Annotated in this window: 12 protein-coding genes; 2 read left to right on the top strand and 10 right to left on the bottom strand. The window is 68.7% G+C overall.

Annotated elements, in window-relative coordinates; translation table 11 throughout:
- The first annotated feature begins 166 nt into the window (after positions 1 to 166).
- On the top strand, positions 167 to 820 hold the full coding sequence (locus ACRAKJ_RS19340) for a hypothetical protein (RefSeq protein WP_438919781.1): 654 nt from the start codon (positions 167 to 169) through the stop codon (positions 818 to 820).
- A 57-nt stretch (positions 821 to 877) separates the two neighbouring features.
- Here the strand turns inward: ACRAKJ_RS19340 and ACRAKJ_RS19335 are convergent, their stop codons facing one another.
- The 9 genes from ACRAKJ_RS19335 to ACRAKJ_RS19295 all read right to left on the bottom strand — a co-directional run bounded on the left by ACRAKJ_RS19335 (position 878) and on the right by ACRAKJ_RS19295 (position 15,025).
- Positions 878 to 1,579, bottom strand: a complete 702-nt coding sequence (locus tag ACRAKJ_RS19335; RefSeq protein ID WP_438919782.1) for a hypothetical protein — start codon at positions 1,577 to 1,579, stop codon at positions 878 to 880.
- Between the two features lie 134 nt (positions 1,580 to 1,713).
- Positions 1,714 to 2,730 carry a YncE family protein gene (locus tag ACRAKJ_RS19330; RefSeq protein WP_438919783.1) on the bottom strand — a complete coding sequence of 339 codons (1,017 nt, stop codon included), beginning with the start codon at positions 2,728 to 2,730 and terminating at the stop codon, positions 1,714 to 1,716.
- Between the two features lie 106 nt (positions 2,731 to 2,836).
- Complete coding sequence (locus ACRAKJ_RS19325; protein WP_438919784.1) at positions 2,837 to 3,226, bottom strand: hypothetical protein; 390 nt, start codon at positions 3,224 to 3,226, stop codon at positions 2,837 to 2,839.
- 13 nt (positions 3,227 to 3,239) lie between these two features.
- Positions 3,240 to 9,233 carry a golvesin C-terminal-like domain-containing protein gene (locus ACRAKJ_RS19320; protein WP_438919785.1) on the bottom strand — a complete coding sequence of 1,998 codons (5,994 nt, stop codon included), beginning with the start codon at positions 9,231 to 9,233 and terminating at the stop codon, positions 3,240 to 3,242.
- Between the two features lie 420 nt (positions 9,234 to 9,653).
- Complete coding sequence (locus tag ACRAKJ_RS19315) at positions 9,654 to 9,884, bottom strand: hypothetical protein (RefSeq protein WP_438919786.1); 231 nt, start codon at positions 9,882 to 9,884, stop codon at positions 9,654 to 9,656.
- A 145-nt stretch (positions 9,885 to 10,029) separates the two neighbouring features.
- On the bottom strand, positions 10,030 to 10,911 hold the full coding sequence (locus ACRAKJ_RS19310; RefSeq protein ID WP_438919787.1) for a hypothetical protein: 882 nt from the start codon (positions 10,909 to 10,911) through the stop codon (positions 10,030 to 10,032).
- Positions 10,912 to 11,468: 557 nt separating this feature from the next.
- Positions 11,469 to 11,918, bottom strand: a complete 450-nt coding sequence (locus tag ACRAKJ_RS19305; protein ID WP_438919788.1) for a hypothetical protein — start codon at positions 11,916 to 11,918, stop codon at positions 11,469 to 11,471.
- 399 nt (positions 11,919 to 12,317) lie between these two features.
- On the bottom strand, positions 12,318 to 13,613 hold the full coding sequence (locus ACRAKJ_RS19300) for a GDSL-type esterase/lipase family protein (protein ID WP_438919789.1): 1,296 nt from the start codon (positions 13,611 to 13,613) through the stop codon (positions 12,318 to 12,320).
- 119 nt (positions 13,614 to 13,732) lie between these two features.
- A complete protein-coding gene (locus ACRAKJ_RS19295; protein WP_438919790.1) occupies positions 13,733 to 15,025 on the bottom strand; it encodes a hypothetical protein in 1,293 nt (430 codons plus the stop codon).
- A gap of 553 nt (positions 15,026 to 15,578) precedes the next feature.
- On the opposite strand from ACRAKJ_RS19295, the gene ACRAKJ_RS19290 reads away from it, so the two are divergent.
- Complete coding sequence (locus ACRAKJ_RS19290; RefSeq protein WP_438919791.1) at positions 15,579 to 15,899, top strand: hypothetical protein; 321 nt, start codon at positions 15,579 to 15,581, stop codon at positions 15,897 to 15,899.
- A 1,988-nt stretch (positions 15,900 to 17,887) separates the two neighbouring features.
- Here ACRAKJ_RS19290 and ACRAKJ_RS19285 read toward each other — a convergent pair.
- Complete coding sequence (locus ACRAKJ_RS19285) at positions 17,888 to 18,913, bottom strand: calcium-binding protein (RefSeq protein WP_438919793.1); 1,026 nt, start codon at positions 18,911 to 18,913, stop codon at positions 17,888 to 17,890.
- Between the last annotated feature and the right edge of the window lie 299 nt (positions 18,914 to 19,212).

The raw sequence follows: 19,212 nt of genomic DNA, 5'->3' as shown, positions 1-19,212 counted from the left end.
CGCCGGGCGTGGGTCTTGCCGACAGTTGCGTCCTGCACGACTACCTGCTGCACGAGACCTCGAAACCGGATCGCTGGCCGGGCGGCCACCAGGTGCCGGGCGGCCATCGGGTGCCGAGGACTGCGGGCGACTGGCCGTGACAGCGTTCAGCCGAGGGCTCTACCGGTTGGCGGCACGGTTCGCCCTCCCCGTCGCCGATACCGGTGACACCGACGCGATGGAACTGATGGCGGCGTTGTGCGCATTCCGCGGAGCGGACGAGGAGGCACGGACGTGGCGACGTCGAGCCGAGCCGATCGTCACGGCACGGCGGATGCACTCCGGCGACCTGTTCGACCTCGTCGAAAAGGCGCGGGCCACATCCGACCACACCACCCACGGCGACCTCGCCGATCAGGCGGTGTCCCTGGCCGATGCGTTGAGCCTCGAGAACAGGCACGACGAGGCCGTCTCGGTGCTCCGGGAGTCGCTGGAGCACGAGTCGCTTTCACTGCAGGGCCGCACGTCCGAGCCGCTGACGATGTCCCGCCTGGTGGAAGCGTTGCGTCGAGCCGGTCGGGCACAGCAGGCCGCCCAAGTCGAGCCTGCTCAGTGCGGGTGGTCGCCAATGGTGCCACCGTCGAGCTACCGGGGGAATCTCATCGCGATCTACCGCGGGGTCCGGGTCTCGGACCCGGAGGTGGCCGAGGCGGCGTTCGGGGCGATGGACATCGACGCGGACGACCGACTGGACTGGGCCGAGCTGTCCGCCCACGTGCGCGGCCTGTTCACGGCGACCGACGAGTCCGCGAAGGGCGCCCACATGGTCGGCGGCGACTGACCACGACAACGGTGACCGCGACGTGGCACCCGTGCGGTTGCGGGCGTGCTGGGCAGGTCAGCCCTGTAGCGGCTGCTTGAGGCCCGGCACCTGTTCCGCGCCGTAGAGCGTGCCGAGCGCCGTGTCGACGAGCTGGTCCACGGTCACGCCGCGCTGCCCGGCGACGGTCTTGAGCGCCTCGTCACCGGCGGCCATCAGCGGTCGGGCGTCGAACCGCCAGGAGCCGGACTCCTTGTGGAACGGCAGCTCCACACCTGCGGACTGGCCGCGCGAGGTCATGTCCGCCCGCGCCGTGTCGCCGTCCACGACCACCGTGCCCAGGTCGACGTTGGCCATGCTGTTCTCACTCACCATGCCCTTCGCCACCGCCGCGGACACCAATTGCTCGGCCGACATCCCCCGCAGCTCGTCGGCACCGAACTCGGCACGCAGCACGTAGACCAACATCGACGAGGTCACACCGTGCTCGCGCACCTGCTGCTCCGAACCGGTGAGGGCGAGGTCGCGGGCTTTGGTGTAGTAGCCCAGCATCTCCTGCGACAGCAGCGCGGCCGCGGCGACGCCGTCCTTCGCCTTGGCGGCCTCCCGATAGTCCGCGAAGGTCTTGCGGATCGCCTTCTCCTCGGCCGCGGCGTCGACCGACGGCGCAGTGGTGGTGGTCGCCGACGAGGAGGACGTGGCGGTCGGAGTTCCGCCACCGCACGCGCCGACGAGCAGGACCGCGGCGACGACGAGCAGGGCGGGAGCAGTTCTGTTCACGCACCGCAGCGTACGTGGCAAGGGTCGGCCGTCCGGACCTCGGCCGCGGCCGCCTTCCGCTGCCGCGCGCGCCGAGCGGCCGAACCCCGCACCACCGCGGATGTGGAGTTCGGCCGCCTCGTCGGGTAGCCGGCTCACCACCCGACCGGGTAGCGCTCGACCTCCAGGCGCGGCTGCGGGTCGTTGTTGTACCGGGTGACCACGAACAGCGTCCGCTGGTCCGCCGACCACGCCAAGCCGCGCGGCTGCACCGTCTCACCGCTGTCCAGCGAGACGGTGTTCATCGGCGTCGCGCCGCCGACGCGGTAGACCAGCACGTCGTTGGCGTCGCTGGTCAGCGCTCCCGCGGCCACGTACGCGCCGTCCGGCGACAACGACACCGCGGCGGGTCGGGGCCGGGTCGCGTACGCACCCCGGCGCGCCAAGTCCGCCGTCGCGAACGCCTCAACCCGGTCACGGGACCCGGTCGCGCTGAACAGCGTCGCCCCGTCGCCGGTCACGTCGAGGTCCGTGAGCCCGGCGCCGACCACGTCACCGGACGTGCCTGCCGTCAGCGTTCCGCCGGAGAGGGTGTAGACCTGCACCGTCGACTGGCTCAACGACAGCTGCCCGGCCACCAGCGGCCCGGCTTCCGCACCGGAAGACGCCAGCAGCGGGGCCCGCTGGAACCGGGTGGCTCCTTGCTGCTCGCCCCGCACCGGCTCGGCCGCCGCCGGGTCCAGCCTGCCGATCTTGCCCGACCAGTTGCCGTCCACGCAGCCGTACCCGAACCACATCACGCCACCCGTGCGGGCCAGGTGCGTCGGGCACGTCCCCGCCCCTGTGGAGTACCGCGCGGTCTCGGCCAGGGTCGACGTGTCGATCACCGAGATGCCGTCACCCGCCGACAGCGCCACGAACAGCCGGGTGCCGTCCGCGCTCAGTTCCAGCCCGTCCGCACCCGGCTGGTTCTCGATCACCGTGCGGACCCGACCGGAGAAGTCCGCCACCGCCACGCCGTTGGACGACGCGCCACCGGAGACGAACACCCTCTGGTGGGCGCTGTCCACCATCACGTCGCCGAATCCCGACAACGGCAGCACCGGCGCCGCCAATGCCACCGGCGCCGCGACCACCGACGCCGCCATCAGCACAACGACCCCCAACCCCACCAACGCACCCCGCCCCATGCCGTTCCCCCTCCATCTCGTCCCTATTACGGCAAGCATCGCGAATCACGCGGCGGTAAGGCGCACCACCGTACACCGAAGAATTGCGTCAATCCTCTTTCCAGGTAAGCCCGCGGTCGAGCACGCCCGAGTTCAAAAAGGTCTCCGCAGCTTTCAACGCGAGCGCCTTGTCCACCACAGTGGCCGAGTCGAAAACACCTAGTTGACCGCCGGTCACCAGCTCTTCCTCGCCTCCGGCCCGCGCTTCGTCCCACAACGTGAAGTACTCGTCCTCGACATTTCCGTAGGCGACGTGGTAGCGGCCGGAACCGCCACCTACCAGCAGATAGGAACCGTTGTCCAGTTCCACTGAGACCTCGGTGGTCACCTTGTTGTCCAACGCGTCGACCGCCGCCGTCAACTTGGCGGTGTCCGCGTTCTCAACCAGTTCCGACTCAGCCGACTGACCATGCCAGCGTTGAATCCGGACGTTACCCAACCGTCGGCTCCCCTTATCCGTTCATTGGCCGTGGAATCGATGGGCGGTTCGCCGTGATCTCAAACCGACCCGAAGGGGAGTTTACCGTGAGCCGGGATATCCCGACTCCCCGCATGAGAGAGCCGACCCCGCCCTTGACACCACACGCCGTGCACAGGTCCCGATCGACGTGCAAGGTTGCCCTGTCCGCAGACACCCCGGCATTCTTGGCCTGCTGGAACACATCGGCCTCGGCATGCGTCTTGGTCTGCGCATTGACCTTGATGTCGATTTTCCGGCCATGCGCGTTGTGCCCGTAGAACGACCTACCGCCGACGTCGAGCCGAGCAGCCGTGTGCGCGTCCTCCGGAGATCCGGCGCGGGGCATCCCCTGGCCCTTGCGGTAGTTGGCGAGGTCGGCCGACGCCCCGCCGCCGCCGTCGGCGCTCTTCGTGGCGCTGGTGCCGCCGCCGTTGGCCGCCTTGCCGCCACCCGAGCCACCGCCGGAGGCCTTCTTGCCCGTCGACGCCGTGCCGCCGGCTTTGCCGCCGCCGCCACCGGAGGGTTTGCCACCGCTGGGGCCACCGGCTTTCGGCGCCGGTTTCGGCGCGGGCGCCGCCTTCGCGCCGTTGGCCCCGGCATCAGCCGCCTGACCGGCCGTCTTCGCCGTGCTCCGCCCGGCGGCGGCCGCCTTCGCTCCGCCCTGGGCCGCCTCGGCCCCCTTGACGGCGTACTTGCCCGCCTTGACCGCGGTGGCGCCCCACCCGGCGAAGGGCACCGCGGCCGCGGCCGACAGCGCCGCGTTGGCGTAGTCGCCCTCGGCGGCGTACCAGGCGGAGTTCGCCAGGTCCGCGGCCTCGCCGACCACGGGGATCACGCCGGCGACATCGAGTGCCGCGTGCCCGACCTCCTTGGCGTTGTCCTTGACCCAGTCCGCGGCGTCGTCGAGCCATCCGTGGCCGTCGATCTCCACCTGGGACAGCGGGTTGCCGGCGCCGAAGGCGTACCGGTTGTTCGTCCACGGGTCGGTGGTCATCCCGAGGTCCGCGAGCGCCCCGTTGTACAGGTCGAGCGTCAGGAACCGGTTCAGGCCGGGCGAGTAGTCCCGGAACCCCATGTCGTAGGTGTCGGTGCTCTTGTCGTGCCGGGTGGTGTTGAACCGGTAGGAGTTCTCCTCCGGCTTGTCCGGGTTCGCCTGGTCGGGCTTGTCCTCGCCGGAGAACTCGCTCTCGTCGTCCTTGCCGTAGGCGGTGTAGCCGTAGGTGGACTTCGTGTCGCCGTTGGTGTCGGTGACCTGCTCGACGTCGGAGTGCGGGTTGAACCCGTAGACCGAGTCCTCCTCCTTGCCGTCGTCGGAGTACTTGACCTGGGCGAGCAGCTCGCCGTCGTTGGAGTACTGGTACGCCTTGCGGAGCTTGCCGTTCTCGTCCTCGGTCAGGACCTGGTCGGCCAGACCCAGGTAGTGGAACGCCGTGGTCTTGTCGCCCTCGACCTTCGTCTGCTGGCGGTCCAGCGGGTCGTAGGTGTACTTGGTGGTCTTCGGCCCGGCGCCCTGGTCCTTGACGTGCTCGACCCTGCGGTCGAACCCGTCGTAGGTGTACTTCTCCAGCTGTTTGCCGGACTGCGTCACCTGGTGCAGGCGGCCGAACGCGTCGTAGTCGTAGTCCGCCCGCTGCCCGTCCGTGGTGGTGGACAGCAGCCGGTTGCGGTCGTAGTCGAACGCGGTGTGCGCGCCGCCGACCCGCTGGTCCCAGACGTTGCCGTTGTCGTCGTGCTTGTACTCCTCGGTGCGTTCGCCCTCACCGCCCTTCTTCGTCACCTTCCGCACCCGGTCGCGTGGGTCGTAGGTGTACGTGGCGTCGGCGTTGATGGTCGCGCCGTGGTTGTCCGCGTTCTGCTTCCGCCCGTCGTCGCGGACCTTGTTGGAGTTGGAGTCGTACTCCAGGTTGTGCTCGACGACGACCTGCCCGCCGTCCTTCTTCTTCTCCAGCTGCCGGCGCAGCAGCCCGTCGAGGTAGTAGGTGTAGTCGACGGTGTTGCCGTTGCTCTTGACGTGCCGCTCGACGTGCCCGCGGGCGGTGTAGGTGAAGGAGTTGACCTTGCCCTGGTCGCCGTCGTCCTTCTTGTTGGTGACCTTCGTGACCAGGTCGCGGGCGTTGTACTCGTAGAGCGCCGACTTGCCGTCGAACTTGGCGAACGTCAGGTTGTCGTTCTCGTCGTAGCGGTAGTCGGTGGTGTGCTTGACCGCGCCGGCCTTGAGCTCCTCGACCTTCTCCGCCAGGTCCACCCCGTTGTACGCGACGCGGTAGGCGTCCACCGGCGTGTTCGGCGTGGAGTCGGTCATCTGCACGAGGTTGTCGTTCGGGTCGTACCGGTGCTCGAAGACCTTCTTCTCGTCGTCGGCGTCCGCACTGTTGTCGCGCACCAGCTGCACGGCGTCGGCGGCCACGGTGCCGTCGGCCTCGCCGGACAGCGTGATGGTGCGGGACTGCCCCGCCGACATGGCGTACTTGCCGATGCTGGTCCACTCACCGGCCCGCTGCGTCTGGTCGACCCGTGCGGTGCTCGTGCCGCCGTTGTGCTCGACGGTGTACGCGGCGTCCGTGGCCGTCCCGCCGGGGTGGCGCACCAGCACGTCGTACGTGCCGTCGGCCGGAACGGCGGCCTTCCAGGCGAACGTGGCGTCGTCGGCGTCGGTGGCGCGGTACGCGGCACCCTGGAACCCCCTGCCGGACTCCTCGGTCCGCCAGTTGCCCCTCGCCTGGGTCCGCGCCGCGTCGGAGTTGTCGACGACGACCACGTTGCGCCCCACCGGGACGCCTTCGTCGGAGCGCTTCTTCAGCTTCCCGTCGGGGAAGTACTCCCACGTCTCCACCCGCTGCGCCCCGCCGCCCGCGCTGGTCACCGTGCGGTTGGACTGCTGCCCGGTGGCGGTGTAGTCGTAGGCGGTCCTGATGTCCCACGGGTCGGTGGACGTGCGCAGCCACCCGTTGTCGTAGTACGTCTGCCTGGTGGTGTTGCGGACCGACTCGCCGTGCGACGGCGGGGCACTGACCTCCACCAGGTCGCCGACCTCGTTGTAGGTTTTGATCGTGCCGACCGGCGTCTTGTGCTCCGGGTCGTCCGGGTCGTAGGGCAGGATCTCCTCGCGCACCCGGTTGAGCTCGTCGTAAACGGTCTCGGTGACGAAGTCGTCGGCCTTGTCGGGGGTGTCCACCCCGCGCGGGTTGATCGTGCGGGTCAGGTTGCCGACCTGGTCGTACTCGTACCGGGTGGTGAAGTACCGGATCGTGCCGCCGTCGGAGCTGTGCGGCGAGCGGACCTCCCGCTGCATGCCGCGCTCGTCCAGCTCGATGAGCGTCTCGTTGCCCTGCTCGTCGGTGCTGGCGACGACGTTGCCGTCGCGGTCGTAACGCGTCTTCGCCGAGTGGCCGTCCGCGTCGACGGTCTCCAGCACCTGGTGGTTGGCGTCGAAGACGTACCGGGTGGTGAAGTCGTTCGGGTCCGGTGTCTTGTTCTTGCGCGCGTCGACCTCTTTGACGAGGTTGCCGACGTCGTCGTACTCCGCGCTGATCACGTTGCCGTTGACGTCGGTGGCCCGGGTGATCCGGTCGAGCTGGTCGTAGGTGAACGTGTAGGTGAAGTCGTCCGGGTCCTGCGGGGTCAGCGTCCCCTTGGGTTCGGTCTGCTTGAGCAGGTTGCCGACCGCGTCGTAGGCGAACGTGGTCAGCTTCTCCGGACCACCGGGGTCGTCCTTGGGCGCGTAGACGCCGACCTGCCGGTCCATCGCGTCGTAGGCGGCGCGGGTGACGGCGCCGTTCGCGGCGGTGCTGGTCACCACGTTGTCGTTGCGGTCGTACCGCGGGCCCGGCGTGACGATGTAGGCGCCGGCCGCTTGGTCCTTCGGCTCGCGTGTGTCCAGCGGGCGCTTGAAGATGTCGTATGTGTAGGTGCCCGTCTTGCCGCGCGCGTCGGTGATGGAGGTGACGTTGCCGACGTCGTCGTAGCGGAAGGCCGTGGTGCAGTTGAGCGGGTCGGTGATCAGCCGCGGGTAGCCGTTGGCGTCGTAGTCGCCGTACTTGGTGGTGTTGCCGTTGGCGTCGGTCTGCTCGATCAGGTGCCCGAAGCCGTCGTAGGAGTAGCGCGACGTGTAGTCGTCCGGGGCCGGGGTGGCGTTGCCCTTCGGGTCGGTGACGGCGATCAGGTTGCCCTTGTCGTCGTACGCGAACGTCCACTTGCGACCTTCGGGGGTGACCTTCTCGGTCAGGTCGGCGACGTGCCCGCCGAGTTCGGTGCGGTAGCCCAGGCGGGTGGCCGGACCGTTCGTCCGGTTGGCCTCCGCGTCGCGGATCTCCAGCGGGAAGCCGGTCTTCTGGTCGTAGGTCCAGGTCTGCGAGGCGCCGTTGTGCTCGACCAGCCGGATGACGTTGTTGTCGGCGTCCCAGTGCAGCTGGGTGGTCTCGTCCTTGGCGTTGGTATTCCGCTCGGCCCGCCCGTAGCCGTCGAGCAGGGTGCGGGTGGTGTGGCCGTTGCCGTCGACCACCGTGGAGTCGACCTTCGACCCCCCGTCGCCGTCCGGGTCGACGTAGTCGAAGCCGGTCGCGGCCTGGCCCCGGTCGGTGACGGTTCGGACGTTCCACTTGCGCAGTGCTTCACCGGCGCCGGTGAAGTAGTCCACCCTGGTGGTGCCGCCGTTCGGGTCCACCACCGACAGCAGCTTGGCGTTGGCCTCGTCGTAGAAGAACGTGAAGGGCTTGGCGTCCGGGTTGCCCAGCCCGTCCACGACCTCACCCAGGTGCCCCTTGTCGGTGTAGGTCAACGCCACCACCCGACCGGACACGTCGGTGACGGACTTGAGCTTGTTGATGATGAACAGGTTGTCCAGGTTCGTTCCGGTCAGCTTCCTGCCGCCGAGGATGTACGAGAACGCGTCGCCGCGCTGGTAGTAGTCCAGGGTCAGCGTGCGGCGGCCGGTGGCGTCGGTGACGTGCTTGAGCACACCGGTGTTGCGGTTGCCCAGCAGCGCCCGCTCGTAGGTGAACGACATGGTGTTGCCGCTCTTGTCCACCGTCGCCGTGTGGTAGCCCTGCGCGTCGAAGAAGAACTCCGTGCGCTCCGGCGTGGTGAACACCCAGCGCCGCTCGTCATCACCGCCCGGGAGGTACCGCAGGTACAGGTGCACGCCGGCCGGCGCGTCGTAGGTCCAGTTCCGGCTGTCGGCGCTGTCGTGCTTGTTCAGCTCGAACAGGTGCCCGGTGCCGTCGCCGTCGACCAGGCTCACCGTGGTCGGCCAACCGAGCAGCCCCGGCAGGAGGCCGTCGAACTCCAGCGGTGTGCCGAGCCGGTTCAGCGTCGACGCCGTGACCGACCACCCGGGGCCGGCGTAGGAGTTCGAGGTGTCCGAGGAGTTGTAGGACAGCCGGCTGAAGCTCGCCAGGCCGCGGCTGGGGTTGGTCAGCACGTCGTAGTTCCACACGGCGTTGCCGGAGAACTGGTTGACCGACAGGTCTCCGCCCGCGCCGGTGGGCAGGCTGGCGTAGGAGTAGAAGTGCTCCAGCCCGAGCTGGTCGGAAGTGGGCTCCTCCACGCGCACGTCCAGGTCGAGCGCGGGTACGCCCGCCGTCTCGGACAGCCACCTGCGGGTGCTGGTGTCGTAGACGTCCCACCGCAGCGTGAACTGCTCGCGGTCGTTGCCGATATCGGCCAGCGCCGGGGCCTTCACGCGTGCGTCGAGGGTGACCTCCGCGCCCGGCGCCAGGTCCGCCGGCAACGCCGTGTCCAGCCGGTTCCCCGCCGTGGCGTCGCCGCCGTTGGGCAGGGTCCAGTGGTAGGACAGCACGTGCCTGCCCGCCACCAGCGGTGACTGCGTGGTGTTGCGGACGGTCACCCGCACGGGGTGCTCGTCGCCCGGGATCATCCGCCGCGGCGTGTCCGGTGCCGCGTAGGCGACGGGCGCCTGATCAGCCTGGATCGGCCTGCTCTCAGGAGCCTGCGCGGACGATTCGGTCGCCTCCGCCGCCACGGCCACCTGGGTGCACCTCGGTGACGGTGGCGCGGCCACCCTGGGGACGGTCTCCGCGGCTCTCGCGGCCGGTGCCGGCATCGGTGACAATCCTGCCGCCACCAGTGCGAGCAGCGAAGCGGCAGACCAGAACAGACGTGCTTTCCCCTTGTTCACGCGTTTCCCCCCGCGCCGTGCGCAGGCACGCTCCACCCACCGGCGGTCCTAGAAGAACGCTGCCGACGTGAGCAATCTGCGTTCCACCCCTACGAACAACAAGGCCTCATGATCCCCCAAGGCGGCCTTGCGAGCATTCAAGCACAGCGGACGTGGTCGGTAATGGGCTTTCCAGGTGACGAGACGACTGTCGTGGACCTACTCCGCGTAGGACCGGCACCCACGTGCGTATTCCACGTGATGAGGCAGAAGTGCATACCTACCAACAGTTCATCGCTGGAAGGAACGATCCAGTCCGTCCGAACCGGTGGGCTCGGCGAGCACGTCCGCCACGGAGAGGCCCGTCTGCTGGCTGACGGCGTACCGCTCGCTCGGCCGACGAGAGCCGCCGGTCAGCGTCTCCTGGGCCTGCTGGAGCCAAGCCCGCTCCTGCGCGGGCACCGGCACTGCCAGTTCCTCCCGGATCGTGGTGGCCAGCCGCAGCAAGCGGTACGCGTGCACCGGTCGGTCGACGCGTAGTGCAACTGGTGGGCAAGGGTGACGGTGGCCGTAGCGGTAGTTGTCAATTCAAGTGAGACAGGTTGTGACACCCACTGGTCTCAATCACCTTGACGAGTTCCGACGCGGGCCCGCTCCCGGACAGCGTTCAGGATTCCAGGCGCTCTGCGGTGTCGGCGAGCAGGGCGAGGAGCCAGCGCCAGATTTCCGGGTCGGTGGTGGACAGCGGCTTGGGGGAGAAGAAGTACAGGCGGTTCTGGACGATTTCGATGTGGACCGGGCGTTCGGCGTACCGGGCCAGGAGGTCGGAGGAGAAGAGGGTGCGGTCCAGCAGGGCCTGAATCTCCCCGGCCCTGCCGAACGGCCCGAAGACTTTGAAAGCTTCGGTGCCGGGGCCGCGCAGGTCGGGGTTCCCGAGGGAAGCTCCGCCGGACACGTGCGGAACGCCCGTGCCTTTCGCCCGCGGGATCAGCAGCAGGTGGGGAAGGTGGGCGTCGAGAGGAGTGGTCGCATAGCCCAAGTGGTACGTTTCCGCGCCGCGGTAGCCGGCCACGTAGCGGTGCTGGCCGATTTCCATCGGACGTGGCCCTTCGATGGTGACGACGTCGACGGCGCAGCGGTTGTTGCCGACGTCGAAGACCCCGGCGGGTTGCTCCGGGTTATTGACCTTCATCCGGTAGCCCATGCCGTTGCGGGCGGCGAACTGCATGATGCGGTAGTGGTCGATCCGCTCCCGCCCGTTACCTTTGCGGACCCGGACGACGACCAGGACGATCAGCCCGAGACCGATCATCAGCGGCAGCAGCCCGAGGAGCCGGACACCCATGCCGCCGTCCGGATGGACGCCGGTGAGGTACATGTTGAGCGGAATGCTCAGGAAACCGAAGACGGCGGCAACGATCACGGCGAACACGAGTGCGCAGCACGCCATGTCACGGCCCGGGTGGTCGCCGTTCGCTTTCGCGTGCGCCAATGCCGTGGCCGGGGCGACGGGGGCGGCGAGCGGGGAATAGTCCAGGTCGTCGGGCACGGTTCACGCTACCCCGTCGAGCGGGCGGAACGTTCCCGGTTAGCCGATTTCGGGTGCGACTGAGGCGTCGGTCCGGCGGCCGGGTGCCCGGCAATCCCCATACTCCGGTGACCGCAGGGCTCGCTGCTGACGCCCAGGACGGGCGTCAGGCGCGAGCAGCACTTCGACGACCCGCAGCTGGTTGCCTCTGAACGATCGGTCAGGATTCTGCTCCACTGGTGGTTGGGGTGGTGAAGGACGTCCTGGCCGGCGGCGTGCGCGGGCCGTGGCCAGGAGATCAGGACCCGGCTGTGCGGCTTGCCGACGACGAAGTCGGCCGTAGGCGCCTCGCCCCGGTGAGCCGTGCGCGGACGTGCTCGCCGAGTGGGCTGTCCGGTGTGACGGTGACCCGCTCGCCACGTCCGGCGGTCGCGAGGGCGTCGGCCATGCCCGATGATCCTCCCTGCGTTAGACGGAGTCGCGTTTCCAGGGCTCAGGCTGCTGGAGCAATCCTGATGTGCATCAGACCTGCAAGGTCAGCCGCAACTGGTCCAGGCGCAAAGTCCGCCGGGCCGCGGTCAACGCGGCATCCCTTCGGCTTCCGGCAGCCACAGCTGCACCCCGAACCGCTCCAGCACTGATCGCAGGTCCCGCACCTGGGCACCGTCGAGGAACCCACGCTCGTACTCGCCGACCACCACCGCGTCGATCCGATCCGCGTTGGCCGCGATGTGGCGCAGCATCGCCGCAGCACGAGGCCGCAGATGCCAGAGAACCTGACGGGAACACCCGATCTCCAAGTACTCCCCCACGATCGGGCCGTGCCCACTGGTGATCCTGCGCGAGACATCCAGCTGCCACGCCCGCGAGGTACGCGGATCTTGGTGCTCACGCGTGGAAGCGCGACCGTAGAACAGGAACCGCAGACTTCCGACCGGCTCGGCATCCATCGCCGGGATACCGGGCGGGATGGTCGCGGCGATCCACTCGGCGAGTGGAGTGAGGCGCGGCAGGGCGGACACCGTCACGGCGCGGTCCTTAGTATCAGAACGGGTCTGGGCGCCAAGGTGACGGAGCACCGTCCCTGCGATGACGAAACATGTTCGAGACATGCCCGGATGGAGTAGTACACGCCATATCACTTGTCAGAGCAGCTTGGGCGTCCGCCTTGGTCCAAAGTGACGGCTATCGTGGTAGGTGTCGGCCGCCGCGGAACGGCGGGTTCGGTGCCGCCGTTCCGCGGCTTGGCTCTCCCACCCTCGGCACGAAACGGATGGGCAGAATTCAACTCGAGCCCGTGTCTGCGACTACCCGCAGATCGGCTGTACCCACTCGGCCAGCACCTGCTCGACCGGCGGGTGTGGGAAGTCGCGCCGAAGATCTCGATGAGGATTCCCGATCCGGTCGACGGTGCGGCGGCGTGGTGATCACAGTCTGGTGAGGGGGATGGTGTCGGCGATGCGGCGGTAGCCGGCGTTGTTGGGGTGTAGGCCGTCGCCGCTGTCGTAGGCGGGGCGCAGTGTGCGAGGGCTGGTGGGGTCGGCGAGTGCCGTGTCGAGGTCGGCCACGGCGTCGTAACCGTTCGCGGTGCCTGCGGTGGTGCGCATCCAGCGGTTGAGTTGGGTGCGCATGGTTTCTTCACCGCCTCCGCAGCCGCACGGTGGGAGGGTCGCGCCGATCGCGGTGAATCCGCGGTCGCGTGCCCATCTGATCAAGTACGTGTGGCCGTCGATGAGTTGTTGCGTGGTAATGACCGGTGCGCCCTGGGCGCAGCCGGTGGTGCCGCCCTGGGTGCGGATGTCGTTGATGCCTTCGAGCACGATGACCGTGCGCACGCCGGGTTGGGTGGCGACGTTGCGCCGAAAGCGGGTGATGGCGGGTTCGCCGCCGCAGGCTGAGTCGCTGAGCACGCGGTTGGCGCTGATGCCGGCGTTGAGGACCGGGCGTGGGGTGTTGTTGCGCACCAGGCGTTCGGCGAGTTCGTCGGGGTAGCGGTTGTTCGCGTCGGGGGTGGAGCCGTAGCCGTCGGTGATGGAGTCGCCCAAGGCGACGATGCCGTCGGGTGGGCTTGCCTGGTCGCCTCGGACGTCCACGCGGGTGAGGAAGTACCAGGAGCCCGATCTGCCGGTGAACGCGGTGGCGGCGGGGTCGACGCGGTGGTCGCCGTTGGCCAGGTAGCTGGTCGCGGTCGCTCGGCTGTGGTAGGTCGCGCGGCCGGTGTGGCGGGCGAAGTACAGCGTCACGGTCAGCTGTTCCAGCGGCGTGGTGAGCATCAGCAGCGGGTCGCTGTCCAGTTCCGTCCCGACGGGGATCTGGGCCCACTGGCGGCCGCCGAAGGTGAGGTGGCGTTGCGACCCGCGTTGCAGCGCGGCGCCGGCTTCGGTGCGGGCGATGGTGGCACCGGTGACCGGCAGCGGGGTGTCGCCGTAGAGATTGGACAGGCGGATGCGCACGTGGGTGCCGCCGACGCTGATGCGGATGACCTGCCGCAGTGACTGGTTGGTGAAGCCGCGTTGCGACCAACCGGGGACGAAGGGGTTGACCGGCTGCTGAGCAGCCGCCCAGGTGCCTCTCCAGTACACGTCCGCGGCCCGGTCGTCCACCGCGACCTCACCGGTGCCGGAGGTGGGTGCGTCCGGCGTCGCGGCGGCCGGTGACACCGCACCGGAGGCCACCACGCCCACCACCACCAAACCCGCGAGCAGTGCCTTCGTCGGTCTCATGTCAGCTTGTCTCCTTCATGCAGGGCTTGGTCGTTGGGTGATGGCCGCGATCGGGCTGGACGGCCACGGTGGCCCTGATCGGGCTGTGGCGTCGGAGGAAGGTGCAGGTGGGCAGGTGTTCAGTACGCCGCGTTCTCCTGCGACCACATGTGCCACTCGTCCCAGATCCGGTGGGTGCCAGACCGGTTCCACGCCCAGTTCTTGCGGCGGGTGTTGCTGCCGTCGCCGGCGACGGTGATGAGGTACCGCCAGATGTCGTGCTCGGTGGCGCCCTCGCGGGTGAAGGGGAAGTTGAAGAAGTGGCCGTGCCAGCGGTTGGCCTTGACCAGCAGCCGGTGCAGGGCGCGCATGGTGTTGTAGTTCCACGGTTGGTCGCCGCGGGCGGACAGTCCGGCCACGCCGTCGCCGTCGTCGCCCCAGAACACCACGTGGGTGTGGTTGGGGTACTCGGCCCGGTGGATGCGGAAGTACCACTCCAGGTCGGAAATGCCCATGGTGGCGCGCAGGAACTGGATCTGCTGCTCGGGGGTCTTCGCGGCGGTCTTGCCGACGGCGTCGTCCCATTGGTCGTTGAGGCTTTCCAGCCGGCACACGCCGTTCGCCTGGCTGGGCATGTGCTTGTAGATCAGGGCGAAGTGGCCCGTCTGGGCCCTGACCTGGCTCAACCACGCCTCGCCGCCGTTGTGGATGCCCTTGAAGTACGGCCCCATGCCCGCGCCGGGGATCAGCAGCGTGCGGGACCTCAGCCAGTTGGCGGTGCGGTCGTTGATGCCCCGGGCGACGTACAGGGTGCGTTCCCGCAGCTCCGCGCAGTTGTTCAGGTTGGTCTCGATCACGGCCACGCCGCGCAGCGCGCCGGCGATGCCCTCCTCCCGGGCGCGGGTGATCAACCTGCTCATGTCGTCGATGAACTCGTCCGCGCCGGCCTCGGTGAAGGGCCGCTGGTAGCTGATGATGACGCCGCTGCGCTGGAACCACTGGCGCTTGAACAAGTAGGCCCCGACCCCCTGGCGGTGCAGCTCACGCAGCAGCTTGATGACCTCGTCGTCACGCTGCCGCTTGGTGGTGCCGTCGGGCAGGTCGGCCATGTTCGCCACCCGCAGCGCCACCGTGTCGAGGTTGTTGTTGGCCAGTGAGAACGCCGCCGTGGCGTAGGGCAGGCCGCGGGTGTCGAACCTGGCCGTCAGCTTCACGTTCGGTGCCGGGGCGAGCATCGCCCCGCGCCACTTCAGACCCCGGATGGCGTCCGGGCTCTGCGCGAGGAAGGCCCGCTCCTGCCCCTCGGAGGCCGGCAGGTTCGGGTCCGCGAGTGCCTCGGACGGCGCCAAGCCGCCCGAGGCGGCCCCGGCGACACCCACCACGGCGGCCGCTGCGGTGAATCGGAGGAGGTCACGACGTGTCGTCTCGCTCATGACGGCCTTTCGGGGGGAAGGGGTGGTTGACCGGCCACGGTTGGACGGTCGGGTAAGGGAAATGATGCGGAAGGCCGCATTGCCGTGTGCGGCCATGTCGAGGCGATTCGGCAATGCGGGCATCGAGAAAGGACACGAGAACGTCGAGCCGCGGGATTAAATCCACGGCCTTCGGAGAAGGACCGGACATCATCGACGGCGAGCCGACGGGAACGATCAGCGGAATCTCACAGCACTCGGTCCATGCCTGGCCATCACACTCCCTCGGACGTGGTCACCCGCCGGAGACACACTGACCGCGAGTTAGCGAGGTATGGGTCGCCCGCGACCTTTCCGACGAAGCAGTACCCATTATCGAGCACCTCCCACGACACGGTCGGGTATCACCTGCAACTCTTTAGAGAGTGTTCCGACTACTCTTGGTACGGGCATTGGTCCAGCAGAATGCACTCGTGTACGCCATTCGTATGGGGGACAATCCGCGACGAGTCGGCGATGGAGCCACTACGGTCCCGACAGAGGTCACCGACAACCATGACCACAAGGAGGAGACATGCGCGGGATCGGCACCTCGGTCGGCACCCTGATCATCGCGGGCCTGTTCACCGCAGGACCGGTCGCACCGGCCAGTGCGGCCAGCGGCACGCTGTACGTCACGCAGAACGGCCGGACCACCACGCACGCCAACCCACCCGCCCGCGCCTGCATCGCCAGCGACTCCACGAAGGGCAACGCCACCTTCCACAACAGGACCGACACCGTCGGCTACATCTTCGACGCCACCAAGTGCACGTCCGAGCACTTCACCCAGCGGTTCCTCCACCGCGGCGAGACCCTCACGCTTCCCGCCGGATATACGATCTACTTCCCCTGATCAAGCCACAAGGCAGCGCAACTGTCGTTCCGCAAGCCCATCCGGCCCGGACACTTGTCGCCCCCTGCCCACGCAACTCCCGCTCTCGAAACCCGCACCCCCTCCACGAAGCCAGCGGACGAGCGTGCGGTGGGGCAGTGAAGCACGGCTCACGGTGCTCACGACCGGTCGGGAGTGACCGCGCGTCGGTCCGGGCGACCCGACCCGCCGCTTCGGTGCCGCGATGACCACAGCCGTCATGACCCACAGACCACCGGCACAACGGTGGCCGCCGCCACGGATCTTCACAGCATCGGGCAGCACCGACTACCGAACAGGAGACGGTTCGCCCTGGTGAACCGGGGTTCGCAACGCGTGAGCACTGCCGTGGTGCGCCCGACAACGACTGTCGGACGCACCACGGCAATCCTGTGCCACATGTGGGAACGGGAATGGGGTCAGTAGGTCAGGAAGACGCAGCCGTTGTAGCCGGGAACCCCTGGAAAGATCCGCCGTTGGCGCCGTCACCGCCCCGGCCGGCGCCAGTGGGGCACGCGGCCGGCACAGGCCCGCCGACCACGCCACCGGGTCCTCCGGCGTTGCTGGCGAACCCTCCGTCGCCGCCCTTGCCGCCAGCGGCACCGGAGAGCAGGGACGGTGAGGTGCCCTGGCAGCTCACCGCGCCGCCACTCAGGCCCCCAGAACCACCACCCGAGGGCCTGAGTCCGCGTCCACCACCACCGCCACCGTTGGCGACGGCTTTGGCCGTGCCACCGAACGAGACAGTGGAGCTGCCTCCGGCGGCACCGTTGGCGGCGGCCTGACCCGTCGCTTACCCACCTCCTACGGCGATGGTCAGCACCGTGCCGGGGTTGACGGTCAACGTGCAGCTCACCGTGGCACCACCACTCGCACCACCACCGCCGGTACCGGGCAGGATGCCCCCCGTCGTGCTACTACCACCACCACCGGCCGCGGTCACCGACACAGTGACCCCGGTGATCCCCGCAGGCACGATGAAAGCGAACGAACCGGAGTGGCATACACCGCCGTGCTTGCAGAAGGGCAACCAGGCAGTCCGCGCGCCGCGCCGACCACGGCCGATCTCCTGCTGGTTTACCCGGCCATCGACCCCCACCGAGCGGCGGATCGCCGATCGACCCGACAGGCGGAAAGGGTAGTCCTGTCGTGGAACGTAACAAAAATCGTCGTCGCAGCGGGTGCTACGGCCAAGCCGCCAGCGGTGGGGCACGAGAAATCGCGTTACGACACTGCCGGTGCGAGCAATGGTTTTCGTGGGTGAGGCGACCGATTTCTGCGGTCACGTCCGGCTCACCTGTCAGTCGTGCCCGACCGATCTTTGATCACCGAACATCTACCGCCGGTCCAGGCCGATGCGTCGATGTGGCCCGCGGGCGCGGCAGGCTGGTCGGCTCCCCCGGGCCGTCGCGTAGCCCAAGGCGGGCAGGGCGTTCGTCGCCGCGCGGGATGCTGCTGTGCTGATCTCGGCGCGGTAGCACTTGGACCCTGGCGCGATCTCGGCGAAGACCATCCCGCCGAAGTACGCGCCCAGGACCACGGCCTGGTCTCCAGAAACACTGAGGAGACGCCGAACTCCTGGCTGGTGCAGGTGAACCGCGCCGGCGTGGTTCGCCTGCCAGTGGGTGGTTCCGGTGCGCTCCACCGCACGGCGGATGGTCCCGCCGTCCTCGGTCGACAGGCCCGGGCCGTTCCACGCGGCCGGTGGCGGAGTGGTCGGGCCGGGCGGTTCGGGTGCCCGGCGGGCGAGTGAGAGTTCCCCGGTGCCGGGGACGCGGACGAGGGTGGGACTCAGGCCCAAGCGGACCTATCCGGCCTGCCGGACATCCCGAACCGGCGTGGATTGCACGCGGCCTTGCCCGCGAGGGCTACCGCAACCGGTTGCTCGCGCCCCTCGAGCCGATCTCGATCTTCATCCGGCGTTCACCGCGGCGGTGAGCAAGTGCCCACCGTCGCGGTGTTCGTCGTGGTCACAGCTCACAGTTGATCTTGTTCTCGATGTTGCCGCAGGTGTCGAGGCTCGGACCGGCGTCGGCGGTGTCGGTGCCGATCCCGCCATCGAGGTTGTCGATGTTGCCGATGACCAGGCTGATGAAGTTGGCATTGCCGTTCTTGGCGTCGCCGTAGGTGACGTCGTCGCCCGGTCCGGCGTCGATGGTGTCGCGGTGGCCGCTGGTGATCGCCTTCGCGCCCGAGAGGGAGTTCAGGGTCTCGTAGTCGCCGTAGATGGTGTCGTCGCCCTCCCCGCCGGTGATGGTGTCGTTGGAGGTCTCGGCGGTCACCGGTGCGCTGACGCCGAGCGTCGCGGTCTGTGCGTCGCCGTAGATGGTGTCGCCGCCCCGGCCGCCGGAGATGGTGTCGTTGAGGTTGCCGATCAGCACCGCTCCGGCAAGACCGGTGCCCGTCCCCACGGTGATGGTCCTGCCGTAGCCGTAGATGGTGTCGGGGTCGTCACCGCCGATGAGGGTGTCGTTGAGGCCGACGATCCCGCCGGAGACGGCGGTGATCGTCACGTCGAGGAACCCGCCGGAGATGACGTCAGAACCCGGACCGCCGTCGATGTGGTCGTTGTCGGCGACGTAGGCCGCCGAGACGCTGATGACGCCGGTCCCGGAATTGCCGACCAGGATGTCGTCGCCGGCCTCGCCGAACACCCGGTCGGAGAGGTTCTCCAGCGGGCCTGGGGCGGGCAGGCCGGGGAGGGCGTCGGGTACCACGACGAACTCGCCGTAGACGGTGTCGTCACCGTCCCCGGCGCAGACCCGGTCGTTGCCGGCCAGCCCGACGATGGTGTCGTCCCCACCCAAGCCGACGATCACGTCGTCACCGTTCGTACCCGTGAGGGTATCGCCGCTCGCGGAGCCCACGATGGTGGCGGGCAGTCCGTCACAGGTCGTCGTGGCGTGCGCGGCGGGCACACCCACCAGCGACCACGAAGCCGCCACGACCAGGCTCACCACCGCTCCGAGGGTGGGTCTGGCACTGGATCTGCGCACAGCGATCTCCTTCCAGTTCACCGCGCGACGCGGAACCGGTCGACCACACTTGGGAGAGTTGCGCAACTCGTACGTGTCATCGCCCGCACCGGAAAGCGCGTTACGACCGAAAATCGAGGAATACTCCCATAATGGCGACGGCGGGTAACCTGTGGCTCGACGGTCAGGTGTACCAGGTGGGTTCGGGAACCTCGTCGAGCAGCGCGTAGCGGCCGACCTCGGCGCGCTTGTGGGCGATCGGGTCGTGCAGGCCCGGTACCGGCTCCACGACACCCTGCCCACCGGCCGATGCGGGTGGA

This window comes from Saccharothrix sp. DSM 118769 (assembly GCF_052936295.1).
The sequence above is the reverse complement of the archived record's forward strand: the minus strand, read 5'-3'. Positions and strand labels throughout refer to the sequence as shown.